This window comes from Oceanobacillus limi (assembly GCF_900111445.1).
In the GTDB taxonomy this organism is placed as follows: domain Bacteria; phylum Bacillota; class Bacilli; order Bacillales; family Amphibacillaceae; genus Ornithinibacillus; species Ornithinibacillus limi.
The window spans coordinates 52,507-77,415 of record NZ_FOHE01000006.1 but is presented as its reverse complement, the minus strand read 5'-3'; the positions used below and the strand labels follow the sequence as shown (position 1 = coordinate 77,415).

The window sequence follows — 24,909 nt, the reverse complement described above, 5'->3', positions numbered from 1 at the left end:
GTTGACACAAAATAATACTTTCTTACCTCTTTTGAAAGGAGAATCGATGTGAGCTGGAATTACGCAGAGCTAGAGAGCTCCAATCAGACAAACACATCGCCTAAATATAGCTACGTTGTTAATAAACCGATTGAGATATACGTTTTCATAGATCCGTTATGCCCTGAATGCTGGTCATTAGAGCCTAATCTAAAAAAACTCTCTATCGAGTTTGGACGTTTTTTTACCATCTATCCGATTGTAGGCGGCTATTTAAATCCGCTCACAAAAGATAAATTTGATCAACCAAAGAAATTAAAAGATATATGGGAAAAAACAGCGAAACGAACAGGTATGAGCTGTGATGGTGATCTGTGGATTGAGAATCCAATCAACTCTCCGAAAGCAGCCTTTTTAGCGATTAAAGCAGCAGAGCTTCAAGGCAAACGTGCTGGAAGAGTATTTTTACGCAAAATCCAGGAGAGTGTTTTTCTATATAAACAAGATGTTTCCAAGGAACAAGTACTATTGCAATGTGCGCAGGATGCAGGTCTTGATTTAAATGAATTCAAAAATGATCTCCACTCCGCTTCTGCAAAGAAAGCCTTGCAATGTGACCTTAAATTGACAAAAGAAATGGAAGTCGATTATACACCGACTATTGTTTTTTTCAACCAAAACACAGAGGACCAAGGCATTAAAATTTCTGGCCTCTATCCGTATGACATTTATGTCCGCGTTCTCAGTGAAATGTTGCAAAGTAACCCAATCCCTTCGGAGCAACCACCATTAGAATCGTTTATTGCCGATTATGATGTAGTGGGAAGTAAAGAAATCGCCGTGGTTTACAATTGGTCGTTAAATAAAGCAGAACGCGAAATGAAAAAGCTCCAATTAAGGCAGGAAGTAGAAAAAATACCAGCTAAGTATGGAACGTTTTGGAAGAGATTAGATTAGGATTGGTATGGAGACTTTAACAAGTAAATAATATGTAAAAAAAAAGATATACGGGGCAGCGTATATCTTTTTATTTTCTCACTTCTTTGTATAAAAACAAAGGGGGATGGGAGAAAGTTTCATGATCAAACAAAGGGGTTTTGTTTGTGAGTCATCTCACATTTATAATATAACAAGCTTCTCCATATTTCGCAATAATTTTGTTCATAGATTCACAAAATCGTCACTTCTAATTTCAATTTTTGATACATATTGTATTAGTAGCATACGGATATAGCTTTCAGTGGAGTTATACTACTCGTTTGAGAGAATTTAATTCTAGATAGGGGGAGATTGTATTGAAAGAAATTCTACCTTATTTATTCCTTGTGTTAACGATTTTTGCTTTTTTCTTAAATATTTTCGGATTAATGCAGCTTATCCCACTCTACTTCACGTTACCTCTTCTCTTCTTTTCCATCTATTTTACAATCTTCTCATTCACACACAAGGACGTATATCGAGGAAGAATGAGATGACTTTTACAAGCGGTACTAAGTACAAAACTATTTCTGAATAGAAAACCCACCAACGGTAGATAGTTGGTGGGTTTCTTCACTTAACCTAGTAATTTTTCCATTTCTTCAAGTTTTTCTTCGAATACAGCAAGTGCATCTAAAATAGGCTGCTTGGATGTCATATCTACTCCAGCTTTTTTCAATACTTCAATTGGATAGTCGCTGCTACCAGCTTTCAGGAATTCAAGGTAACGATCAACTGCTCCTTCTTCCCCATCCAAAATTTTACTTGCTAGTGCAGTTGCTGCAGAATATCCTGTTGCATACTGATATACATAATAATTCATGTAAAAGTGAGGAATACGAGCCCACTCAAGACCGATTTCTTCATCAGAAACAACATCATCCCCAAAGTATTTCTTGTTTAGGTTATAGTAAATTTCTGTTAATGTGTCTGCCGTTAATGCTTCTCCATCTTGAGCACGTTTATGGATCTCATGTTCAAATTCAGCAAACATGGTTTGACGGAATACCGTTCCACGGAAGCCTTCCAAGAAGTGGTTTAAGATATATAATTTTTTCTTTTCATCATCAATATTTTTTAGTAAGTAATCATTTAAAATGGCTTCATTACTTGTTGATGCAACCTCCGCCACGAAAATTGAATAATTACCATAACGATGCGGTTGATTTTTTCTTGTATGGTAGCTATGAACCGAGTGGCCTAATTCATGAACCAATGTAAATAAGTTATTTACGTTGTCTTGCCAGTTCATTAGAATATATGGATTGGTTCCATATGCACCAGAGGAGTATGCCCCACTGCGCTTTCCTTTGTTTTCTTCTACATCAATCCAACGATTTTCAAAGCCTTCCTTCACGATGTTTACATACTCATCACCTAATGGTTTCAAAGCTTCTAATGTATATTCTTGTGCTTTTTCATATGGAATCTTCATATCCACATCCTGCACCAATGGCGTATACATATCATACATGTGTAACTCATCTACACCTAATACTTTTTTACGTAATTTAGCATAACGATGAAGAAGTGGCAGCTTCTCATTTACTGCTTCTACTAAATTATCATAAACTTGTTCAGGAATATTATTATTATCTAATGCGGACTGTCTAGCTGAGTCATAATTACGTACCTTCGCATTAAAGTTATGTGTTTTTACGACACCACTTAATGTGGAAGCAAATGTATTCTTGAACTCTCCGTATTTGGAATACATTGCTTTGAATGCTTCTTCACGTACACTACGATCCTTCGATTCTAAGAACCCAATATAACGTCCGTGTGTTAGATCAACTTCCTCCCCATCTTCATTTTTCACAGATGGAAATGTTAAATCTGCATTATTTAACATACTAAATGTCTTAGAAGCTGTTGACATTGGCTCAGAAGCTTCTGCTAACAATTCCTCTTCACGTTCACTTAAGACATGATCACGCTGTCTTGTAATTTCATTTAGTGTATGTTCATATAATTTCAGCTCTTCTTTTTCATCTAAGAAACGTTTCAGTTTTCCTTCATCAATTGCTAAAATCTCTGGTACAAGAAAACTCATCGAACTAGATGCCAACGTTAATACATTCTCTGCTTTTGAATTTAATGCTTGATAAAATGAATTCGTTGTATCTTGATCATAACGCATACGGGAATATGTATATAATTTTCCTAAACGTTCTGATATTTCATCTTGTAATTTTAACATTTCATATAAAGTATCTGCAGATTCCGCTAATTTCCCTTGAAATTGTGACACTTTTGGAATATCATTTTTCAGGCTTTGTAATTCTTTTTCCCATGCCTCATCGGTTTCAAAAATATCTTCTAATCTCCACGTTTTTTCTACTGGTACTTCACTTCTTTTTGGTAGCTCTTTTGTAGCCTTAGCCAAGTGTAACTCCTCCTTTTTCTTTCTATACTATCTTCATTCTACACGAACAAAGATAATTCATTAAGACCCTACATTATTTAGTATAACGAAATACTTCTCCTTCATGCTTCTATTTTGCTCATAATCTTGACAATAATGTATCAATTAATTGTTTATCCCCAGTTATTGCTTCTTCTAATTGCTGATAAAAACGGAAATGGTTCACCTTTTTGTATTGTAGCTTGGAAGTCTGCTGAATGATATTTAAATAACAGAGAAATTTCAGGTACTGTTTAACGGGGTTCTTAAAAGCATGGATCAATGTGAATTGGCTTTTGGAATGAAAGTGGTTTTTCAACAGGAACATGCAATCTTGCATAGAAAATTGCTCTCCAATTGCAATCGGATCAATGATATCCAATGCAATTCTACTTTGCCAATCCCATGTAGGGGTCTTCATTACGTATTGAGTGGATATAGGAAGAAAGATAGCAGAGGGTAATTGGTCAATTGTTTTTCCTTTATTGTATAACCAATGTTGCCAAACTAATTTCCGACCAGTTAAATGCTTTTGCCTTTTCATACGATAGGTGTATTTCTCTTTTTGCCATTGTTTGAGGATGTCTCTTGTTTTTAACTTATGATACTGAAACAAATGAGGAAAACGGATGTCATTAAGATTTTTCACGTTCAATTTAGCAATCGCTTTTTTTGTGGTGATTACATAAAGGTCTTGAACCATAATGAAGTAGTTATTAGTGGGGTCAAAATAATAAAGGGTAAGCTCTTCGGGGGATGTAAATTGATGTAAGAATTGAAGGGTAAATAGATTCATTTTCACTAAATTACCACCTATACGTTGAAAGTGATTCGCCCCTAGAATCCATATTGGGATAATACCTAACTTTCGATATCCTTGATTTCTTTTTTGGATTTGTTCTAATGGTACGCGTGCACATTGGTACTCAATTGCAATTTTCTTGTTGTGTCGTATAATCAATAAATCTGGCCGTTGATTAATTTCTGACAAATATGCTTCCAATAAAACGGTATAGCCTTGACTTTTCAACCAGTTAAATAATAATAATTTACCTTTTTCGTGAGCAGCACTTTCCCCTTGCTCGTTAGCAGGACAAATTGTATTTTGGCGATGGGCAAAATGCGGAATAATCTGTGTACCAGCTTTAATAATAACCGGTTGGTTGCATGATGGACAGTAAAACGGTCGACTTCTTAGCTCCTCAATTTTACTTTTCGGTAACGTAGCCAGTGTTGTCACTACTCCTTTTTTTGATTTTGCTTGTAGCAACGTATATCACCTCCACCCTATTTATTCGACTTTCGTAAAATTTTTCCTGCATCCATCTGGAATAATGAGAGAAATTTGCAAAAAAAAGATACCTTCCATTTAAAAGGTATCTAGGCTTTCTGTGGAAAGTATTCACGAACTTGTGAGAACGTATTTGATGCAAAAATTTGCTTTCCGTATTCTTGGAGATAGTGGATGGTTACATCAGAGTCATCCGCGAACTCCAACACTCTACTTATCGTATCCTCTTGTTGTTTTTCATCAGGGTCTTCATTCGAGAATTCCATGAACAAGTAATACTTATTATTCAATGAGTACAATGCTTCTTCAATGCTTTCTGTTTCCTCGTTAAACGAGTGGCTAAGCTGAATAACATCTTCGAAATCTCGGAAGCTTACAATGATCCATAAGTTTGAATCATCTTCTTCATCTTTTTCTAATTCATCATCGATGCTTTTACCGAATTTCTCTTCTAACAAGTTTTCCACTTTTTCATCAACTGGTATATCAATTGTATTTCCATCTTCAATTGGTAATTCGAGGTTATCTCCATTTTTGGATAGTTGCGCTTTCGTGACAATAATTTCTAGACCTTTTTCTAATGCCTGCACTTGAATCCATAATGGACCTTCAACATGGAAATCTTCTTTATAATTTAATTCATCCATCATTTGCCAAAACAACTGCTCGCTACGTTCACGATTATACCAAATTTCTTCCCGTTGGAAACCACGATCTTCAATATCACCATACGAGATATAAAATTTCACCGTATTCTCATTTATTCTCTCTATCTCCATACCTTTACTACTCTCCCTTCATTTATCATTAGGGTGAAGAGGAATTTCTTCATCTATCCTATAATCACGTTGTGATTCTTTTCTTACTATAATAGTATGATAGCATATCGATATTTGAAAATTAATATGCCTATAATCAACTATTTAAAGATTAATTTTAACGTAATTCTGCATATTTGTCACCATTAATGATTGTACATTTTGACAAATAAAAGCGTAGACCTCTACATAAGTGATCTACGCTTTTCTCTTTTAATTATGTTGCTACTTGGTACAAATCATTAGTTAACCAAACGTTGGGCTTCCCGTAATTGAAATGTACGAACCGTTCTCGGTAAAAATCGACGAATCTCATCTTCGTTATACCCGACTTGCAGACGCTTTTCATCAAGAATAATTGGTCTTCTCAACAATCCAGGGTTATGCTGGATTAAATCAAATAATTCCTTTAAAGGTAATTGATCAATGTTGACGTCTAACTTTTGAAACACCTTTGAGCGTGTAGATATGATCTCATCCGTTCCATCTTCAGTCATACGCAATATTTCCTTTATTTCATCCAGTGTTAGTGGATCGGAGAATATATTTCGCTCTTTGAATGGAATATCATGCTCTTCCAACCATGCTTTTGCTTTCCTGCAAGATGTACAACTTGGTGAGGTATAAAGTGTTACCATGAAACTTCACTCCTCAATCTAATGTTTATCATCATTTCATAAACATTTAATAACTTATTAAATTAAAATAAGTTTAAATAACCTATATGTATAAGTATACTATAATTGTCAAGCAAAAGGTAGAGGGTTTTCAAGAAAAGTTGGTTATTTTCAAGATGTTCACAAAATGTTTTCATTTAATTGTAACATACCCTAAATCGTTTTCAATTAAACCTTATATTTGAAAAAAAGTTCCCCACTCCCGTTCCTCCCACCTGAAGTCTTCATCCTTCCTAGTCTAAGAAGCTCACTTTAAAAAATTGAAAAATAAACAATAACCATGTTAAGAAAAGTAACATGGTTATGAATTGTCGAAATTAATAATTAAAAAACTCTATAGAAACACTTGATTTTTTAATGTTTTAATTTTATGATAATTAATATTACTTATTATGTAAGGTAACCTAACACAAAGGAAAGGGATGATTAAATGAAAAAAATTGAAGCCATTATTCGCCCAGAGAAATTTCAAGTCCTTCGAGATGCACTTTCCTCTATTGGTATTGGTGGACTGACCATCACGGAGGCAGCTGGAACAGGTAAACAGAAAGGACAAAAAGGATTATTTCGGGGAAATACTTTTCAAATTCAATTACTTCCGAAATTAAAAGTTGAAATGGTTGTAGATGATCACCAAGTAGATCAAATTATAGATCAAGTCATCGAAAACTGTTACACCGGAAATATAGGAGATGGAAAAATATTCATCTACCCTATAGAAGAAATCATTCGTATCCGTACAAAAGAACGTGGCAAGGAAGCAGTACAGTAGTAGTTTAAAATAATGAGGAGGAATTATCTTGTTAAAGAAAAGTCTTGCTTTATTTACCATGATATTTTTAATTGCGTCCCCAACTTATGCAGCTCCAACCGTTGAGTCACTTGAATTATCCGTAAATTTAGTTTGGGTTATGCTAGGCGCATTTTTAGTCTTCTTTATGCATGCAGGTTTTGCTATGGTTGAATCTGGCTTTACCCGTTCCAAAAACTCCTTGAACATTTTGATGAAAAATTTTATAACAATTAGTGTTGCCGCAATACTATTTTATGTCGTTGGTTATGGCCTAATGTTTGGCTCAACCGGAGCATCATTCATTGGTGTTGATGGGTTCTTGTTAAGCGGTGTAGGAGATATCGGATTCTTTGTCTTCCAGGCAATGTTTGTTGCAACGTGTGCAACCATTATGTCAGGCGCCGTCGCCGAACGAATCAAGCTCGGAAGTTATATCGCTATCGTCGCAGTAATGACTGCTGTCATTTATCCTGTTGTCGGCCATTGGATATGGCAAGGGGATGGCTGGTTAACTTCCCTTGGGTTTAGTGATTTTGCAGGATCCACAGTCGTCCATTTAACAGGTGCAGTTGGTGCATTAATGGTTGTACTTATTCTAGGCCCTCGCTTAGGTAAATACAAAGGTGGAAAAGTAAATGTCATACCAGGACATAATATCCCTCTTGGTGCCCTTGGCGTTTTCATCCTTTGGTTAGGATGGTTTGGTTTTAATGGTGGAAGCTCCTTAGCAGCTGACCCTGAATTAGTACCTATGGTAATCGGAACAACCTTGTTATCTACTTCAGCGGCACTTGTATCATCAGCCGCCTATACAAAGTTACGCTTCAAACGAGTGGATGCCTCTCTATCATTAAACGGTGTATTAGCTGGTCTAGTCGGTATTACAGCAGGGTGTGCGGAAATTTCACTTGGCGGATCTATAATTGTAGGGCTTACTTCCGGTGTATTACTTGTTGAAGGAATTCGATTTCTAGATGCAAAGTGTAAAATTGACGACCCTGTTGGTGCGATTGCGGTACATGGAATCTGCGGTATTTGGGGTACAATCGCAATCGGTTTCTTTTCAACAAATACAGGATTATTTTATGGGTATGGTCCGGCACAACTTGGAATACAAGCGATTGGAGTAGTCGGTGTTATTGCATGGGTAGCAGTAACCGTTGGAGGTTTTACGTATGTACTCAACCTCATTTCTCCTATTCGCGTCTCGGAAGAAGAAGAAATCGCTGGCTTAGACTTTGCTGAACACGGCTCGAACGCATATGAATTTAAAGATTCTGTATTAACAAATGATGATGCTGAACCAACCGCAGGGCTCGCACTAGCAGATCGATTAAACAACCTCTCAACTGATAAACATATCAAAACAGAGTGAACAAAAACGAAAGCGCCCATTTATATGTAAACAAAAACGAAGCCACTAGGGCTTCGTTTTTTATAGCTTACATATTTTTGGTTGCACCTAAATTTTCTAATATATTATCGGATTCACGTTCTTCATCATACGTTAAAACCTCATCAACCGGTTGATAAGACTGACCATATAATTCTTCATCTTTATACGTGTGAATATTCTCATATAACTTTTTCATCTGTTCATAAATCATTTCTTCTGATTCATCATTCGGTGACCAATATAATATTTCCATTGGATTTTCTTCATTTGTAGCTAATGAGCGGCGGTTATAACCGATGGATTGCGCGTGGGTAAAACCTTCTCTTTTGTAAAAATGTAATCTTTTTTCCGTGTCGGAATCCTCATAATCAACAGGCTCTACTTCAAGAATGATTGGTTTTTTTCTTTCTTTAAGCTTTTCAATTAGTTTGTGACCTATACCTTGTCCTCTTGCTTTTGAAGAAACCCAAACATAATCAATAAAAATAAACGTGTCGAACTCAGCGTACATCATTACATGCATCGGACTTTCGTCTTTATGATATACGTCACCTTTTTCCTTTAGTAGGAGTTCCATGTGTTCTTGTGATTTCATTTCTTCTACTGGAAAATATTCATTTAATTTTTCATACCAGTTTTTCATTGATCTACTCCTTTGTTATTAATCCAGCGAGCACCAGTCGAGCTGAATCAAACCTCGTTTCTAGGTGCTTTCATTTTTGATCATCCTGTCTTATTATAAGTCATTGCGTATTTTTTGTTAAATTGCCTTTTTATATGTATTGTAAACGTATTCTTAGGATACCGTAAAAAAACGGAACTCATAGAATAAGTTCCGCTTTTTTCAGCAATTATGGCGTATAATCAACATTATCGCTATATGAATTACCCGCATTCCAAATTAAGTATTCATTTATTCCATTATCTTGAAGCGCTCTAATTTGTGCTTCAACCTCTTTTTTACCATATTGTTGAGTAGATATCCCTGTACCACTATATATCCAAGGGGCTTCAAAATCTTGAATCCACGGACGGGAAACCGGTGGGTTATCTAACGCACCAAGTACTTCATTTTCAACTTGAGCATATTCATCTACTAAACGATAAGGTTCTTTATCTGGAATTGGTATCCCAAAATAATTATTCGTCCAGTGACTTGGATAGATCATCGATGAGATTACGTCAACATTTGAAGATATTTTTGAGAAATTTTGACCAATGCCCGGTGTTTCTTCTAACGTTGCAGCATACCCAAAAATGTCGACAGAGACATCAACATCATATACTTCTAACTCTTTTTTTGCATATTCCACAAAATCCGTAACTGCCTCAACACGGCGCTTTATGTTATCTAAGTCCGAATTCTCATAATCACCTAATGAATATCCCAATTCATCATCTCTACGCTCAAACCCTTCTGGGAAACGAACATAATCAAATTGAATTTCTTGGAATCCCATTTCCGCTGCCATCTTAGCTATCTCTACATTATATTCCCATACTTCCTTTTGAAAGGGACTGACAAATGCTTCCCCACGACCATTAATCCATACTTCTCCATCATCTGTAAACGATAAGTCTGGTCTCTTTTTCGCAAGTGCTGTATCTTTAAACACGACAACACGCGCGATTGGATACACTTCTTTTTCTTCTAGCTCTTGCATCATTTCTTTTGGATTATGAATGTATTTTTGACCAATTTCTTCATAAGGCGAACCTTCTTCTGGTTCAAAAGTTAAATACCCATGATCATCTTTAATATCGACTACCATCGCATTTAAGTCTGTCGTTTCTACTAAGTCCAATAACGATCCAAAACGGCTGCCACCAGCAGAATGTCCAGTAACATAAATTCCTCTTACAGCATCTGGATATTCAAAGTCATACCCCGAATCAAACACAAATCGATTATGTTTTTGATCAGCGTCAATCGGCTGAATACTAGTTTGTCGCTCGATGTGCTCTTTACCAACAACCTCTTCTTCCCCGCTACTTTTGGATGGGATTACAAAGGGGAGAGTTAGAACAATTAGGAGAAAACTAACGAAGGATATTATTTTTACTTTTTTGGATTTCATACTTTATCAATCTCCTATTCTCAGAATTATAAGATACCAAAAGTTACTAGACAAACCTTCAGCAAGCTCTTTTAATCTATTATAAAGCACAGATGAGAATAGTTAAATGGAAAATGATAGAATTTGTCGTTTTTTTAGTTATTTTGTTAGATTGATAGAATGATGTGTGCCGTTATTCAAGTGAAAAACCGCCCGTAATTATCATCACAGACGGTCTCCTTATTAACGCTCATTAAACTTAAATTCAACTTCTTCTTCTTCGAATTTTACAACTTCTAAATCATATTCCTCTAGAATCCAGGAATCTTCTTCATTTAAGTAAAAAGTTATTCCTTCCACTTCATCCTTCACATGAATATCTCCATGTTTACCATAGGACATTCCTAGAAAATAATTTGGATAGATTGTTGGAATTCCACCGTATATCTTAAGAAAAAACTGTACAAAATCTCCTTGCTCCAAATCCATTTCTTCTATAAACCAATTTGCTGCTTCTTCCTTAACATGTAAACCCATTGGCACACCTCTTCTTTTGGAACATTATTGATAATTTTAGTTTACTTTCTCTTAGTATATTGTTCAAGTTTAATGAAATTAACAGTTAATCGTTCATTTCATTAATCTTACCTATTTTTAATCTTTTAAAAAATTCGACTATAGTAGAGTTAATATTTCGAATAAAGGATGTGAAGTATGGCTTATAAAGCTCGGACAAAGTCGAATGAATTAATAATTCTTGAAGTTTTGTATAACAGAATGAACTTATCAGGTAAAGATAAGCAGCACTATTTCAATTTAAAAAAGGGATATGAAGGAGAGATACAATTTGATAAATTAGCAAGTAAATTCCAGTGTGATTGTTTCATTTTAAATGACTTATTATTAGAAACAAACCATACAACCTTTCAAATTGACTCCCTAATTATTACTGCAGAAAAGATCTACTTTTTCGAAGTAAAGAACTATGAAGGTGATTATTTTTACCATTCAGATAAGCTTTATAAAAAGCCAGAAACAGAAATACTTAATCCGCTTAACCAACTGAGCAGAAGTGAATCCTTATTACGTCAAATACTCCTCAACCTCGGGTACAAGCTCCCTATCGAAGCTTCTGTTGTATTCATCAATCCCCAATTCATGTTGTACCAGGCACCTCTAAATATTCCTTTCATCTTTCCCACTCAAATCAATCGTTATATGGCCAAACTTAATACCACATCTTCAAAAATGACAAAAAATAATCAACATCTAGCAGACAAGTTAGTATCATTGCATATAACAGACTCTCCTTATTCATAAAAACCTTCTTACAATTATGATCAACTAAGAAAAGGAGTCATCTGTCCAAAATGCCACTCTTTTTCCGTAGAAATGGGAAAAAGGAATTGTATCGGTCAAAAATGCGGACATGCAACTGTCTTCATCTTTATAATGAAGGAAGTTTCTGTGGTTCCGGCTCTTATTTCTGTCCTTCATCAACACGATGAAACCATTTTTAACAGTGCCAGCGCTCCATTTATTTATAATTACTATTATTAAGCTTTTAGTGAATGAAAAGAGAGTTAAAAGCAGAAACAAAAAAGATCGTTTGTTCTGCTTGAGCTTTTATTAATTTATTGAAATGGCAAAATAATTTTAACAACTAAATAGGTGTAGTGAAGTGAGCGGTGGCTAGCTCTGTTCTTATGAAGGGATGTGGTTCTATAACGGTATTTGAAGCATTAAGTTTAGTAGCGCAATTTAGTTTATCACTAATAGCAACACTAACATTACTTATAAATTTTGTCGTCTACATCAATAAAAAGAAGTAATCGCTCATTCACTGGTTAGCGATTACTTCTATGCCAAAACTTATTAAGCTAGTCAACTGCTCTTTATGCAGTTAGTTGTTGGGTAGTCCCTGCTACTCGGTACCTTATTCTAATTATAGTAAAAAATTATTAAATTATACTGTCAATTTATAAATTTTATTCTGGAGTGTAAATAAAGTTGAACTTCATTCAATGGGGTTTCGCTCTTTCCACGATAGGTCGTTAGCACCTCAAAAATGTGATACAAGGCCCTCCCCAACTTACAATTCTTAGATTTCCAACGAAGTCTTGAAGCGGAAATCTTGCAACCAGTTAGCCTGCGATTAATTTATAAACTTTAATTCCTAAAATTATTATGACAAAAAATGATATTTCTCGATATTTTGTAGTCTATAAGTAAAAGCACATTCACCTTACACACCTAAGATATTTAATGGCATCTTAAACAACTACATCTTTAGTAGGATTTAAATTGTTACACTTCACTTAATGTTTCTTCCCTAACCTTCCCATCTAACAATTGAATCTGTTGATTTGTCCTTTCTGCAATGGCTTCATCATGTGTAATCAACACTACTGTAACTCCATCATTTGCATTAATTCCCTCTAATAAACCAATAATTTTTCTCCCCGTTTCAGAATCTAAGTTTCCTGTTGGATTGTTTAAAACAAACCTATATATAATAATAAAAACTAAAGTATCATTAGCAATGACAAAGGCGTAGTACAATAACCCACTGATTTTTAGAGAGCTTGTGGTTGGTGAAAACAAGCATCAAGGTATATTGGAATTGGACTTTCGAGCTAATTAACGATTAAAGAGATTCTGCACCAATTGCAGAATAAATAGGTGGCACCGCGGCGTGTGTGTCACCAAACCACAAACATGGAAATTAAAATAGATAATATAGAGTATATTATTATAGAATTAACTATCAAAATCGGGTAAATACAACCAAATTTTATTGTTAATATATTAACAAAACAGATTATAAACCGTATAACACTTGTTAAATCAATAAAAAATATTAATTGTTACAACATCAAAATCAATACCTTTTAGTCCAAAGGTTGGTAGAAAATACATTTTTAAAAGCCGCAATATAACCTTACACCTTACTTAAATTCTCTCCATATTTGATAGATGGATACTAAAATTCCTACTCCTAATGAAATAAACGTTAGAATCAACCATATGTTTATGACTGGTTCTTCAAATATGAACAGATGTGGCCATGGCATAAACGTTCCCTGTGTAACTACCTCCATAAAGGTGTAGGTCGCAATAATCCCTAGTGAAATCTCTAAACTTCTTGTTGCACTTAAAATAGCAATACCAACAATTTGATAAAATACAAATAGGATAAGAAGATGGATACTAAGGACACTATTAAAAAATTCAACGCCATTAATCTTTATGGTCAAGAAAATTAATAATAAGATAAATATCGCATGCAAAAGCATGTAACGTACTATATCGATAATGATTACCTTACGATAATAATTTATTAAAGCTTCTTTTGCACCATTATCATATAAGCTGGCATATAAAAACACCAGATGCCAACCAGCTATTGGCACAGCAATACCCTGTACGATTGTATAAGATGTAAATGGGGAGTCCGAGCTTGACCCAAAGTTTATGATAAGTATCATACATAATATATGGACCACAAATGGCAAACTATATAAATAACGCAACAATTTGATATCAAATAGGAATAAATGAATCAATTTACTCATTACCAACCTCTTTTAAAAGCGCAAGGTACCCATCAATTAATCTCGGATTAGCCGGTTTCCCTATTGGCTTATCGGATAATATTCTAACCACTATTTTTGATGATTCCTCTTGTATTTGTATAACCTCTTTTGTCGCAATAATATCATCTAACTCTTGGAGGGAAACATCCATTTCATAAATGCTATGTAAAGCTTTCTTCTTCAATTCATCTGGTTTTCCCTCAAATAATACCTTACCGTTCCTAATAATACCTATCTTGGTGCAAAGAAATTCGATATCTTCTACCAAATGGGAAGAAATAATCACTGTATGATACTTCCCTAGCCGTTTTAAAAGGTTACGAAATCTTATACGTTCCTCAATATCTAATCCTGCAGTTGGTTCATCAAAAAGCAGTATAGCAGGCTTTCGAAGTAAGAGTTGTGCAATACCAACTCGCCTGCGCATCCCTCCTGATAATTCTCTCATTTCCTTATATAGATGGTCAGATAAATTCACTTGTTCCACAACTTTAAAAATCTCCTCTTTGTAGGAGAATCCAGAACGGTTACCTTGTAACATTGCGATGTGTTCTAGTACTTCATACATTTTTAGCCCTGGGTAAATCATAAAATCTTGAGGCAGATATCCAATTTGAGATGTTCTCTTAACATAGCTGGAGGTGCTTATCAATTTATCGCCCAAGTATACACTTCCAACGTTAAAGTTAGTTAGACCTGCTAATATTTTCATCAATGTTGTTTTCCCAGCACCATTAGGACCAATCAAGCCATATATGCCAGAAATTGAAAGGTTCAAATTGAATAATATTTGATGTTTTTTGATTACTTTGGATAAACCTTGTATTGTCACTTCCAATCTATCTCCCCCTCTCCACTAATTCTAATACCTGATCCCATGTCCAATCTTCGTTCATATTTCTATACCATTCACGTAAAAATTGTTGCTTTTGCTCAAGATTTAATTGATTATATTTATTATAAATGGTAAGGACAACATTATGTTCTGCCTCAGAAAGAAAACCAAAGTTCGGACTTAATCCAAACATGTTTGTACCCCCATTAGTTATATCCCGAATATACTCGCCTGACATCGTTACCCATTCATCAAAAAGTAAATTAGAACCCTTTTGGGGCACAATAAAACGTATCAAATTATTATGTAAATCCTTCATGGAAATTTCCGAATTTACTGCTTCAAGATATCCTGTATTGTAAACAAGGTGGTCTTTAATCATAAAAGATGATAATCCGAAGTTAGAAAAAACAATATTTGAAGGTAGTGTATCAACGGTCGTAGGTGCAATCCGTTTTATTCCAGTTATTGTCTTATCTAATTGAAACAACACTTCTGGTACTCTCTCTTCCATCTTTGGCCAATCAGCTGGATATGTAATTAGATAATCATCATACGTAAGCTGATTTCCTTGTCCATATATTAGTGTTACAGCTTGTGTGTTTCCATGGTATACCTCACCTTTTTTAGGAAGATTAGTAAATAATGGTTCTCTTACCTGTAATGTGAATACATAGTTTTCTTCCGGTATAAAATCTTCAGTCAACTCAATCCAATCTATAAGTTCATTTTCTTCATACATATGTGACGCTCTTTTTTTGGGGTACCAAGCTTTATCTGCGAGTAAAGCGATGTTGCTATTGGTATATGGAATTAGCTGAGTATCGATTATCTCATACTGAAAAGTAAGGGAATCAGTGTACCCCAATAAATTCACCTTAAGGATATCTCCGCTTCTTTTAAAGTCCACAAGTTCGTCTTCCTCTTTGATCCATTTTATTGGGTAAGCATGATATAACTGAAAAGTTGGATTTTTTGTATTCATTTTAGAGAAATCTATTTGAACAGTTACATTGTGATCATTCATCGAAATGGTATATGCTTCTATTTCATAACGGAGGTCTGTTTTAGGATTATCTAAATCTTTATAATACTCCACTTCGATTGTCTGATCTGCTCTACTAAAAGCCTTTGTACTTAGCTCTATAGATCCATTTGCTGTAGCTATGGTAACAAACGCAATAAAAAAAACTATCATGAGAACCCAATTTCTCTCTCTCACAATTAATGTCCAACGTAAAGACAGGATTAATATTGCTCCTGTAATTACAAGGAACCATGTAAGAAGTTTAAGCTCATTTCCCCAATGCATATCAAATCCGATATAGGATTGATAAACATGCTGTACACTATTCAATCCAATGAATAAAAGGCTGCGCCATTCATTAGCTTGGATAGAACTAAAGAAATCAACGAATAATTCAGATACCATACTACCAGTTACAATCCAAATCAATAAAATAAGAAAGAAGCTAATTTTATTTTTACCAAAGAGCATTGCTACAACTATTCCATACATCATGCTAAGAACAAATGGAAAAAACATATAGAGTAAAAGAAATCGAAACAGAGATAAGTAGATGTAAGATATTTCTATTCCTACAGCAAAGTAAGTGACTGCAAAAATTAGATATGTAACTGCTAACATCATTCCTTGAATGATTGTATGAGCTACAAACATCGAACTTATTTTTTCTACCATAATACGATATCCATCAACAAAGAACGCTTGTATGCCATAAAGAAGTTCATTCGATTGTAACCGAAAGAAAAAAATGATGTAAAAAAGGGAAATCATTTGTACAATCATTGCTATTTCGCCCGGGAGCTGACCGTATGCTTCTGGATTGAATTCGTTAGCAAAAAATATAATCAATCTAGTAATCAACAATAAAAAAACCAAAAAACTAGCACCCATATATAATTTACTCTTGCCTATTTGTTTCAAATAAAAGACAAGTAGTGAATTCCATCTCATGTACATCACCCATTTCTCAAGAGAAAACTAATTGCTGTTTAACATATTTGTTTTTTTACAAAAATCTACATCCAAACTTGTATTAAATATATATAAATGCTTATAATAATAATAAGTTAGGAAGGTATAATAAAACTTTACCTTCCTGAAATGTCTTTTGTGTGGTGTAATCTTTAATATACTGTTAAAGTTACAGCACCTCTTGCCGACAATGTTTGTCCAACAATCTGACCGTAATATTTATGTCCTGATGTTTGTGAGAAATATACTCTTTGAGATGTTCTAGGATTCAACCAACTTGTAGACGCAACCGTACTATCAGGCCACCAGCTGATAGATCTTTTTGCAGTCCCTCTTGTAGTAGTATTCGCGCCACTATTTGTAACATAAATATTACCAGTTGCACCGCTGGTTGCTGTTAGAGTTGCTGTATTAGCATTATTGCTAGACCCACTTAAGTATGCAGTTGACTGAGCTGCGCTAACTGCACCAGCAGAAATCATCAAAATTAATGTTAGAACAACAGCAGCAAACTTTGGTCTTAATCTTGATCTTTTACTTATCAACATTTATTTCACCTCCTTTCAGTACTATTAACTTTTGACTATTAACTTTTTAGATTCAATTTGATAAACTGATTGACCGCTAGATAGTTCTCCAAACCTATTTGTAAATATAATGTAATTCATATTCTTAAAATCCTCTTTTAAGAATTTTTGAAATAGTTCTAATTCCTCATAATCTAAGTGTTTAGTAGGTTGATCGAATATATATATTGTTCTATTTAAAGATTCTCCTATTGAAATTAAGTATACAAGTTGCTGAAATTTTGAAAGAGAATTTATCGTATCCTCCAGAGATATGTTATATTTCTTACATAATTGGGTTGATTGCTTTTTTGACTTTATTACTTTATAGATATCCTTCAATCGGTAGTTTTTCCATAACTTATGGAAGTTCTCTGTTATCACGAAAAAGATATCTTTACTTTTTTTCTGTTCTACAGCAAGACTATTTTCATCAATAAAAACTTCCCCTTCTACCACTGGTTGGAGACCTGCTAAGGATAATGAAAGTATTTTAGTGTTAATATCATTTTGGGCAACAATAATGGATTGAGAAGAAATATCACAACTGCAATTATGCAAGATTAGTTGTTTATTTGATTTAATAGAAACGCCTCTTATTCTTAGCATTATCCTCCACTCCTTGGTTCAGAAAACATATGTTTTAGAATCTTTTCTTTATCTCCAATCGATAATCCTGAAAAATCATCCCATTCTTCTGATGTTATCGAAGAACTATCCCTAACCCAATTTATATAACCAGTAGTTTCAATATCCAATTTTTCATTTAAATATTGGCTTACTAGTATACTTAGTTTTTCATCTTCTAATAGTCTGTATGGAATTAGGAAGGTTGATAATTCCATCAGATGAGTAGTAACAGGTCTATCGTTCACATCTAAAAAAGGATTAACATAAAATGTATATTGCCCGTTATGGGTTGTACTATCGTATAGGGAAAAGGCATCGGTTCCAATACTTTTTGGAGTAATAACAATAGAATGTGGATCGACTGAGCAATTTAACTTATCTTTACTAGAATAAAATAGTTGACATAGTTCGTTCTGAACTACTAGTAGGTGTTCCTTTAATTCCACATAATTACTTCTTTTAGTTGTAAATGGTTGATAAATTACTAGATCTGTATCGTGTATTTCCAATCGTTCATATGGGCCTTTAATAATGGATAGACAATTTGGATTATTCCCTTGCCAACTATAATTACTTTGTCCAAATACAATTTCATTACGTTTACAACTGTTGGTTTCCACATTACTATGAAAATTTCCTATAGAGTCTACAGTATACTGTTTCAAATTTTTATACTGTGGATACCAATTTGATTCAGCAGGCAAATAAATAACATTTGATGTTATAGGAAAAAAACTGGTACCTAATGTCTCTTCGTAGTAGATTGTTAATGACTGAACTCCATTTGTTGCAATTTCTACAACATTTCTATATTGCTCGAATTCTAAATTTTTGTTTTGACTTAACACATGGGAGATAGAAAATTGTTCGTTAATAGAAAAGCGTACCAAATCTGACCCTTTATCAATAGAAAGCCTAATTCGAATAGGATATTCACTTTCCGCTTCCAGGTCAACACCTGTAATTCTCCAATTATCTGTCATCTCAGTGTTGTTTTTAACTGTATCCTCTACTTGTTGGTATAGTTGATAATCATTAGCTAATAACTTTTTATCTATTTGCAAATTATATTCAGCACTATATACTCCGTAAGTTATGAAGAATAAAAAAGCAATACTTATTAATGAAACAATAATTTTATGCTTTATCATTATAAAAATAAAAACAACTAAGATTGAGCATGTGAGAAATATTAACTTGAATAGTAGATTATGCTCTAAATATGCCAAACTATGAATAGGATCAATATATGGCCAGCGATTATCTATGAATATATTAAAAGAGTTTTGTCGATACTCTAGACAAAATAATAGTGTAATCCATGTTAATAGAATAAAAGAGAACAAGATAGCTTTTTTTGGGGGAAATAGTATTTGAGCACAACTAATAGCCCCCCCAGCAATCCATGACCATAATAACGGAAACATAAAATAAATAATATACAATTTAAAAGTTAATATAAAATTATCAAAACCTGATGAAAAAATCATCATATTCACAGTTGCTATTACTATGCCTAGGATTATTTGTATTGCTAAAAAACAAAGGAAAGCAGTGCTTACATGTCTTAGCTGAATTGCCATAGGCCTGTGAACTAATTTATTTAATACAAGCCATTCGTGTGGTATTGATCTTAACAACAAAATATTCAAACGAGAACTAAACAAGAACCAAACAAAAAATCCAATAGGCAAAAGATATTTGGTATATAATGTAAACTCTATAGGATTGATAGCGTATGGATTACTACAATAAAATACTAGAATAAATGAATACGAAATAATAAGGGTTATTTCTATTTTCAAACTTTTAAGCATCCTTGACAATATCACCAATGTATGCATTTCATTTTATCCTTTCATTTTATCCTTTCATTTTATTTAAGTATAATCTTATAAATATATTTTTCGCCTTATAAATCCCTCTAGTCCAGACAAAAATGTAAGCGTAGTCAATTAACTCTATTTAAATTCTATCATAGTTTCTTGAAACTAATATTGGGAAACATTGACAAAATTCGACTAAGATAATCATGAAACACATGAAAATCTTTCCTAAATCGCACAAAATGATATAATCTGAATGAGTTTTTCTCTTGCATTTCCCCAGAGGACTTTATATAATAATAAAAACTAAAGTATCATAGAGCAATGACAAAGGCGTAGTACAATAACCCACTGATTTTTAGAGAGCTTGTGGTTGGTGAAAACAAGCATCAAGGTGAATTGGACTTTCGAGCTAACGAACGATTAAAGTGGTTCTGCAGTTATTTGCAGAATAAATAGGGTGGCACCGCGGGGCGTGTGTCTTGAAACCACAAAACTTTACAATCAAAGAAGACAGTCTAGAATATATAAAGTTAGAATTCACGGTAAGAAGCGGTTGACTATTCCTGCATTTGTTATTTTTGAAGCTTAGTTTTACAACGTCAATGTCCAAAGGAGCTTTTCCTTTGGACACTTTTTATACTATTTAACTAAGATTTATAATAGATTATTTCTCTCCCACATCCTATGTAGCGCAACTACATGTGAAATAATTGTTACACACGCCCCTGTTGCGAATCCCTAGGACTAATTAAGTAATCGAACACATCTGTTTATCCGTCCAATTGTATTTTAAAGGGGAAATTTCAACACCACGTACGTTTGGCGATATTTTTGAACATACATTCCACTTAAATTCAATGTAAATTAAATACTGCTAACAATAATTGTAAGTAAATTTTTAGTCCGTGCCCTACTACTTCGCAATATACAATCACCGCCGCCAATACTATCATAAGAAAAATTGCAAATACCATACCTAAAAAGACATTTTTACTCTCCTTCTGACACTGACTATATTTATACTGTACCAGCAAATCAGGATATTTTGAGGGATAGTATTTGCGTTATCGCCTTCTTTTGTTATTTTTCTAGGCTGCCTAAAAAAACACCCACTCTTTACTATCCAAGTAGTTGAGAGGCGTGCATGAACTGTACTTTTTCTGGCGTTTTATAAAAATAACACCCTTAGAGGCTTACAACAAAAAAGAGATAGAAGTGACTTTACAGCCTATCTACCTCTATTAGCTTAATTATTGGTAATTTTTTAAATTAGTAGAGCCAAGTGAAACTCCATCCCATGCATGAGAGGAATTCGAAAAGTTTACACTGATACCAGAATTCGATACACCTACACTTGAAATTTCACCGCTGGACCAAGTGTGTGTCCAATGAGTTCTAACATTTGTATTTACTTTCCCTTTAAAATCAGGCCAAACACTCAATGTTGCTGTATCCCAAGAATAACTATGAAATGGATTAAAAGTACTGTTTTTCATTGTATCTTGCGCTTTATAATACACTCCAGTTTTATCGATTTTATGTGGATACAAGTTATTGTTATACGTGTTGAAGTTTTCATCGTATGTATAGAAATTAGTTTCGCCAACGTCTAAATTAGTGCTATTGGAAAAATAAATTCCTAATCCATTTGCCCCACCTACTTTTAAAGTACCTATTCCTATAGGTCCATGATCTTTCCACCAACGCACATTACCATGTTTATTTTTCCAGTTAGCGCTTGCCGTAATAAACATTCCTTGTGAAGACATATAAACGTTTGGGTTATTAATATTAATTTTATCTCTAGGCGGTGATGTTATACTTAAAAGTGAAATTTCCGACACTTCATTATCCGTAAATATTCACCCAACGTAATAAAATGAAATGCATCCGTCCATTCATTTAAAAATGTGGCTTCTAATTCTATTCCATAAGGATTTTCAACTGGTCCATCATAAATTACTACCGGGTTTCCAAACTTCCGACACCAGATGTAAATAAACTGGAGACGATTGGGACGAGTAAAATGAATAAAACAAATAAACTTGTGAACAGCATTCCGCTAAATAATTTCGCAAAAAAGATTCTTTCTTCTTTGTAGTGGAAGGAAAGCATACAAATTCATCCCTTTTCTTTTCTTGGTGGCTTCAGAGGATACGGTATTACCGAAGACAAAACAGCCGATTAAAATAATAAATGGGATAAAAAACGTCGGTATAATTTGATATAAAAAGTAAAACCCTGATTTTCCATATCACTTCGTTGTATCCTCCAAAAATTCTAATACTTCCCCAGTAAATTTGTCATATATCTTAGGATGAAAAGCCGTATAGGTATCTTTTTGGACGAAAGGTTCAACACCTGTTTCCGCTAAAAATTTTTTTCTTCCGCTGTTGCTCTCATCGTAAACCTGGAAACGACTTGATCCATTGTAATATTCGTTGGGTAATTTTGACTCTCCGAAATATTTACATTGTTGTCAAGCATCTCAAACTGTTTTTCTGAAATAGTTACCCAATTGCCTGCCACAATATTGTCCCATTCAAACTGTTTATCTTCGAGCATTCTTTTATATATCTCAATACTTTGCCTTAGATCCTTGGCTGCCCCCCCCCACTTCAAGGGTTCGAGAAGAGTTTGAAAGTTGTATTTGTGGAATCCTTAGAAAAAACTGATTTGATCAACTAACCTTAAGACAGGCTAGCAGAGAAGAAAATAATACAATGTGTATTTATTCCTTAATTTTATATACCCTGCTTTCAGCATAAATATATATTTTGCTATCTTCTCCAATTAGAGAATATATTGTAGCCCCCTCTCTTAAATAAGTAGATTCATTATTTTTCAACTTATAATTAGGATTATTTTCCTCTTCACTATACATTACTCTAAATGTGATTTTTCCTAGAGTTTTATCAATATCTTGTACTGAAACTTCCTCTGTTTTTGCCTCATCAAAATAATAATGAACATCCTCCCACATGATAACATCAGCCCATTCTACAGAAGACTGCATTTCGTCATTGTGGATTTTACTTTTTTCGTTATTTTCTTCCAGTGATGATTGATTAGAACACCCTAACAAAATCATTAAAATGATGGATGCGATAAAAAGGAATTTTTTCACATTTATCCCCCTCGTAATATACACACTCTCGGTATTCGCCCTTAGATAATGTTTTTTCTTGTACCAGTCCATTTTATTTCCTCCTAATTTTTGTAGGAGAATTTATTAAAATAATATGGATGGGAAATTGCATGTCACATTATTTTAAAAACCAGGCAATAATTGGTTTTTCAAAAACGTCCAAACAATTGCGCTTAAGGGCGGATTCCCCCTTATTAACACAATTGAGGCGTTGTTAAAGAATTCAGTTTTGCACTACACGAACACGAAGTTCAACAATATTATTTTCTGGATTTCCTACTGAACAACTATTCTGGTGGTATCTACATGCACGGAATCAAAAGTTTCTGTTATACTGAAAAAAATTGACCGAACATTCCACACATACACAAAAGGAATCAAACTTCTGTTTCCAAAACTATCCATGGTAGAGAATTGTTGAGAATATGGATTATCATCTGAAAGCTAGCAATCCTCTTTCTTCATTGATGTACATCAGTGTTTTTATGGAATTATGATTTGCCAACATATTTGCTTAGTTTTGTTATCAAAACAGAAAATGGCTTTTCTCAAAGAACATATTTTGATTTCCCATTTTGTTTTGGTATATCCATTGTTCTAACATGTGTTTATGTCATCAATCTTTTTTTATGCATTTAAGAAGTAATAATATATCTTATCAAATTTAGAATTTGTACGTTTATCACTAAAAAATTTTTATATACACTTTATATAATTCTATGTTTCCTTCTTAATATTTAAATTACTACTCACAGTAGTTACTCGTATTCTTTTAATACATCTGCTCTTATTACCTCATATTGCTTAACTTCTTCTTTATTATTGGAAATGAAACCATATTTTTTTATTTCGCCAAAAGTACTGAAGTCTGTAATAGTAAAATTTCCACCAGATTTTTCATAAGAGTATTTACCAAATCCTAGTGCCACAATCGCATATTCATTCTTAAGATCACCTTCATTTAAAAAAAGTATATATTCTTCACCATCTAACATTTTAATATAGGATTCTGTAGCTACATATTCACCATCAGCAACAAAAGCAGGTTCTATAATAGTTATTTCACCTTGAATTTCTTCACCATAGGATTTTAAAACCTTCACTTTCTTTTTGGAACCAAAAGTTTGACCATCTATCACATCATTTCCTAAATCACTTAATGCCTTTACTTTAACTATAATTTTTGAAGAGTTCTTTAGGGCATTCAAATCAGTTGGAATTTCATAGTCCGCCATAGATTGGTATTGGCTTATTGGTGTTTCTTCATTAATGTAACTGTTTGTATCAGTTTGATTACACCCAACTAAAAATATGGTTATAGCAATTAATGAAATTAGTATTCTTTTCATCTTGTCTCCCCCCGCATCTTAATATTGGTGACGCAAATTCAACTTATCTAAACTGGTATAATCACTATAAGAGTATTTACCAGATTTCATAACGGAATTAACACTAGAATGTTGATGTTTCATATAGAATGCATGACCAAGCTCGTGCATGGCAGTCTTATTATAGTTACTAGTTGTAAAATTAGCTTTTTTAGTCGAATCTTCATTAATTCTCAAAGTAGCCTTGCTTGAATTCCAACTAGCATGTCCATACCACGAATAATTAGATGAATTAATTGAACTCATACTTATATGTGGAGTTGAGCCACTACTTAAATTTATTTCTGCATTCGTAATTGCATTCATTTTATTTACAGCATTCATCCATGCTACTTCATGAAAAAGGTAAGGTGTCGAAATACTGTATCTACCATTATTGTGGTAATTATTTTTCCCAGAAAATGCATCACCATTTCTAAGTTCAGCATCATTACTAGCTTCTACCGAATTGCCCAAAGAAAAAAACACAAGCAAAATTAAAAAGCAATAAATTACTTTTTTCATACATTTGCCTCCTCATTATAG

The 24,909-nt window shown here is 33.7% G+C and carries 24 protein-coding genes; 5 read left to right on the top strand and 19 right to left on the bottom strand.

What is annotated here, in order from left to right:
- The first annotated feature begins 48 nt into the window (after positions 1 to 48).
- Complete coding sequence (locus tag BMX40_RS08250; RefSeq protein WP_090868724.1) at positions 49 to 936, top strand: ClpXP adapter SpxH family protein; 888 nt, start codon at positions 49 to 51, stop codon at positions 934 to 936.
- A gap of 598 nt (positions 937 to 1,534) precedes the next feature.
- Here BMX40_RS08250 and pepF read toward each other — a convergent pair.
- The 4 genes from pepF to spxA all read right to left on the bottom strand — a co-directional run bounded on the left by pepF (position 1,535) and on the right by spxA (position 6,108).
- On the bottom strand, positions 1,535 to 3,343 hold the full coding sequence (pepF, locus tag BMX40_RS08240; RefSeq protein WP_090868722.1) for an oligoendopeptidase F: 1,809 nt from the start codon (positions 3,341 to 3,343) through the stop codon (positions 1,535 to 1,537).
- A 118-nt stretch (positions 3,344 to 3,461) separates the two neighbouring features.
- Positions 3,462 to 4,631 carry a competence protein CoiA gene (locus BMX40_RS08235; RefSeq protein WP_090868720.1) on the bottom strand — a complete coding sequence of 390 codons (1,170 nt, stop codon included), beginning with the start codon at positions 4,629 to 4,631 and terminating at the stop codon, positions 3,462 to 3,464.
- Between the two features lie 110 nt (positions 4,632 to 4,741).
- Positions 4,742 to 5,431: an adaptor protein MecA gene (gene mecA, locus BMX40_RS08230; RefSeq protein WP_090868718.1), complete on the bottom strand. Its 690-nt coding sequence runs from the start codon at positions 5,429 to 5,431 to the stop codon at positions 4,742 to 4,744.
- 281 nt (positions 5,432 to 5,712) lie between these two features.
- Positions 5,713 to 6,108 carry a transcriptional regulator SpxA gene (spxA, locus tag BMX40_RS08225; RefSeq protein ID WP_090868716.1) on the bottom strand — a complete coding sequence of 132 codons (396 nt, stop codon included), beginning with the start codon at positions 6,106 to 6,108 and terminating at the stop codon, positions 5,713 to 5,715.
- Positions 6,109 to 6,577: 469 nt separating this feature from the next.
- On the opposite strand from spxA, the gene BMX40_RS08220 reads away from it, so the two are divergent.
- Both BMX40_RS08220 and BMX40_RS08215 read left to right on the top strand, forming a co-directional pair.
- Complete coding sequence (locus tag BMX40_RS08220; protein ID WP_090868715.1) at positions 6,578 to 6,919, top strand: P-II family nitrogen regulator; 342 nt, start codon at positions 6,578 to 6,580, stop codon at positions 6,917 to 6,919.
- A gap of 28 nt (positions 6,920 to 6,947) precedes the next feature.
- Entirely contained in the window at positions 6,948 to 8,315 is a 1,368-nt protein-coding gene (locus tag BMX40_RS08215; RefSeq protein WP_244513434.1) for an ammonium transporter, read from the top strand.
- A 67-nt stretch (positions 8,316 to 8,382) separates the two neighbouring features.
- Here the strand turns inward: BMX40_RS08215 and BMX40_RS08210 are convergent, their stop codons facing one another.
- The 3 genes from BMX40_RS08210 to BMX40_RS08200 all read right to left on the bottom strand — a co-directional run bounded on the left by BMX40_RS08210 (position 8,383) and on the right by BMX40_RS08200 (position 10,930).
- On the bottom strand, positions 8,383 to 8,979 hold the full coding sequence (locus tag BMX40_RS08210; RefSeq protein ID WP_090868713.1) for a GNAT family N-acetyltransferase: 597 nt from the start codon (positions 8,977 to 8,979) through the stop codon (positions 8,383 to 8,385).
- A 208-nt stretch (positions 8,980 to 9,187) separates the two neighbouring features.
- Positions 9,188 to 10,414 carry a putative glycoside hydrolase gene (locus BMX40_RS08205; protein ID WP_090868711.1) on the bottom strand — a complete coding sequence of 409 codons (1,227 nt, stop codon included), beginning with the start codon at positions 10,412 to 10,414 and terminating at the stop codon, positions 9,188 to 9,190.
- A 222-nt stretch (positions 10,415 to 10,636) separates the two neighbouring features.
- Positions 10,637 to 10,930: a hypothetical protein gene (locus BMX40_RS08200; protein ID WP_090868709.1), complete on the bottom strand. Its 294-nt coding sequence runs from the start codon at positions 10,928 to 10,930 to the stop codon at positions 10,637 to 10,639.
- A gap of 177 nt (positions 10,931 to 11,107) precedes the next feature.
- On the opposite strand from BMX40_RS08200, the gene BMX40_RS08195 reads away from it, so the two are divergent.
- A complete protein-coding gene (locus tag BMX40_RS08195; protein WP_244513432.1) occupies positions 11,108 to 11,713 on the top strand; it encodes a nuclease-related domain-containing protein in 606 nt (201 codons plus the stop codon).
- A gap of 386 nt (positions 11,714 to 12,099) precedes the next feature.
- Positions 12,100 to 12,225, top strand: coding sequence for a putative holin-like toxin (locus BMX40_RS20975; RefSeq protein WP_483143696.1), 126 nt, complete (start codon positions 12,100 to 12,102; stop codon positions 12,223 to 12,225).
- 475 nt (positions 12,226 to 12,700) lie between these two features.
- Here BMX40_RS20975 and BMX40_RS08190 read toward each other — a convergent pair whose 3' ends face one another.
- From BMX40_RS08190 to BMX40_RS08135, 12 genes are all read right to left on the bottom strand, one after another.
- Complete coding sequence (locus BMX40_RS08190) at positions 12,701 to 12,997, bottom strand: hypothetical protein (protein ID WP_170840715.1); 297 nt, start codon at positions 12,995 to 12,997, stop codon at positions 12,701 to 12,703.
- Between the two features lie 344 nt (positions 12,998 to 13,341).
- Positions 13,342 to 13,968, bottom strand: coding sequence for a hypothetical protein (locus BMX40_RS08185; RefSeq protein ID WP_090868705.1), 627 nt, complete (start codon positions 13,966 to 13,968; stop codon positions 13,342 to 13,344).
- Entirely contained in the window at positions 13,961 to 14,827 is an 867-nt protein-coding gene (locus tag BMX40_RS08180; RefSeq protein WP_090868703.1) for an ATP-binding cassette domain-containing protein, read from the bottom strand. Before BMX40_RS08180 ends, BMX40_RS08185 begins: the two co-directional genes overlap by 8 nt.
- 1 nt (position 14,828) lies before the next feature.
- Positions 14,829 to 16,802 carry an ABC transporter permease gene (locus BMX40_RS08175; protein ID WP_090868701.1) on the bottom strand — a complete coding sequence of 658 codons (1,974 nt, stop codon included), beginning with the start codon at positions 16,800 to 16,802 and terminating at the stop codon, positions 14,829 to 14,831.
- Positions 16,803 to 16,975: 173 nt separating this feature from the next.
- Positions 16,976 to 17,371 (bottom strand): hypothetical protein, encoded by a 396-nt coding sequence (locus tag BMX40_RS08170; RefSeq protein ID WP_090868699.1) that lies wholly within the window; start codon positions 17,369 to 17,371, stop codon positions 16,976 to 16,978.
- Between the two features lie 24 nt (positions 17,372 to 17,395).
- Entirely contained in the window at positions 17,396 to 17,998 is a 603-nt protein-coding gene (locus BMX40_RS08165; protein WP_090868697.1) for a P-loop NTPase family protein, read from the bottom strand.
- Positions 17,998 to 19,170 (bottom strand): hypothetical protein, encoded by a 1,173-nt coding sequence (locus tag BMX40_RS20665; RefSeq protein ID WP_244513431.1) that lies wholly within the window; start codon positions 19,168 to 19,170, stop codon positions 17,998 to 18,000. The genes BMX40_RS08165 and BMX40_RS20665 overlap by 1 nt, the downstream gene beginning before the upstream one ends.
- Positions 19,171 to 21,098: 1,928 nt before the next feature.
- Entirely contained in the window at positions 21,099 to 21,692 is a 594-nt protein-coding gene (locus tag BMX40_RS08155; protein WP_139177925.1) for a hypothetical protein, read from the bottom strand.
- Between the two features lie 526 nt (positions 21,693 to 22,218).
- The gene (locus BMX40_RS20195; RefSeq protein ID WP_090868693.1) at positions 22,219 to 22,470 is read right to left on the bottom strand and encodes a hypothetical protein; all 252 of its coding nucleotides are present in this window, start codon (positions 22,468 to 22,470) and stop codon (positions 22,219 to 22,221) included.
- 109 nt (positions 22,471 to 22,579) lie between these two features.
- The gene (locus tag BMX40_RS08145) at positions 22,580 to 23,047 is read right to left on the bottom strand and encodes a hypothetical protein (protein WP_090868691.1); all 468 of its coding nucleotides are present in this window, start codon (positions 23,045 to 23,047) and stop codon (positions 22,580 to 22,582) included.
- Positions 23,048 to 23,754: 707 nt separating this feature from the next.
- Positions 23,755 to 24,345, bottom strand: coding sequence for a hypothetical protein (locus tag BMX40_RS08140; protein WP_090868689.1), 591 nt, complete (start codon positions 24,343 to 24,345; stop codon positions 23,755 to 23,757).
- Positions 24,346 to 24,363: 18 nt separating this feature from the next.
- A complete protein-coding gene (locus tag BMX40_RS08135; RefSeq protein ID WP_090868687.1) occupies positions 24,364 to 24,888 on the bottom strand; it encodes a hypothetical protein in 525 nt (174 codons plus the stop codon).
- Positions 24,889 to 24,909 lie beyond the last annotated feature (21 nt).

Bases quoted from the DNA above. Each gene is read 5' to 3' on its own strand.
- mecA (WP_090868718.1), bottom strand. From the start codon at position 5,431: ATGGAGATAGAGAGAATAAATGAGAATACGGTGAAATTTTATATCTCG.
- spxA (WP_090868716.1), bottom strand. From the start codon at position 6,108: ATGGTAACACTTTATACCTCACCAAGTTGTACATCTTGCAGGAAAGCA.
- BMX40_RS08220 (WP_090868715.1), top strand. From the start codon at position 6,578: ATGAAAAAAATTGAAGCCATTATTCGCCCAGAGAAATTTCAAGTCCTT.
- BMX40_RS08210 (WP_090868713.1), bottom strand. From the start codon at position 8,979: ATGAAAAACTGGTATGAAAAATTAAATGAATATTTTCCAGTAGAAGAA.
- BMX40_RS08205 (WP_090868711.1), bottom strand. From the start codon at position 10,414: ATGAAATCCAAAAAAGTAAAAATAATATCCTTCGTTAGTTTTCTCCTA.
- BMX40_RS08200 (WP_090868709.1), bottom strand. From the start codon at position 10,930: ATGGGTTTACATGTTAAGGAAGAAGCAGCAAATTGGTTTATAGAAGAA.
- BMX40_RS08195 (WP_244513432.1), top strand. From the start codon at position 11,108: ATGGCTTATAAAGCTCGGACAAAGTCGAATGAATTAATAATTCTTGAA.
- BMX40_RS20975 (WP_483143696.1), top strand. From the start codon at position 12,100: ATGAAGGGATGTGGTTCTATAACGGTATTTGAAGCATTAAGTTTAGTA.
- BMX40_RS08185 (WP_090868705.1), bottom strand. From the start codon at position 13,968: ATGAGTAAATTGATTCATTTATTCCTATTTGATATCAAATTGTTGCGT.
- BMX40_RS08175 (WP_090868701.1), bottom strand. From the start codon at position 16,802: ATGAGATGGAATTCACTACTTGTCTTTTATTTGAAACAAATAGGCAAG.
- BMX40_RS08170 (WP_090868699.1), bottom strand. From the start codon at position 17,371: ATGTTGATAAGTAAAAGATCAAGATTAAGACCAAAGTTTGCTGCTGTT.
- BMX40_RS08165 (WP_090868697.1), bottom strand. From the start codon at position 17,998: ATGCTAAGAATAAGAGGCGTTTCTATTAAATCAAATAAACAACTAATC.
- BMX40_RS20665 (WP_244513431.1), bottom strand. From the start codon at position 19,170: ATGATAAAGCATAAAATTATTGTTTCATTAATAAGTATTGCTTTTTTA.
- BMX40_RS08145 (WP_090868691.1), bottom strand. From the start codon at position 23,047: ATGGACTGGTACAAGAAAAAACATTATCTAAGGGCGAATACCGAGAGT.
- BMX40_RS08140 (WP_090868689.1), bottom strand. From the start codon at position 24,345: ATGAAAAGAATACTAATTTCATTAATTGCTATAACCATATTTTTAGTT.
- BMX40_RS08135 (WP_090868687.1), bottom strand. From the start codon at position 24,888: ATGAAAAAAGTAATTTATTGCTTTTTAATTTTGCTTGTGTTTTTTTCT.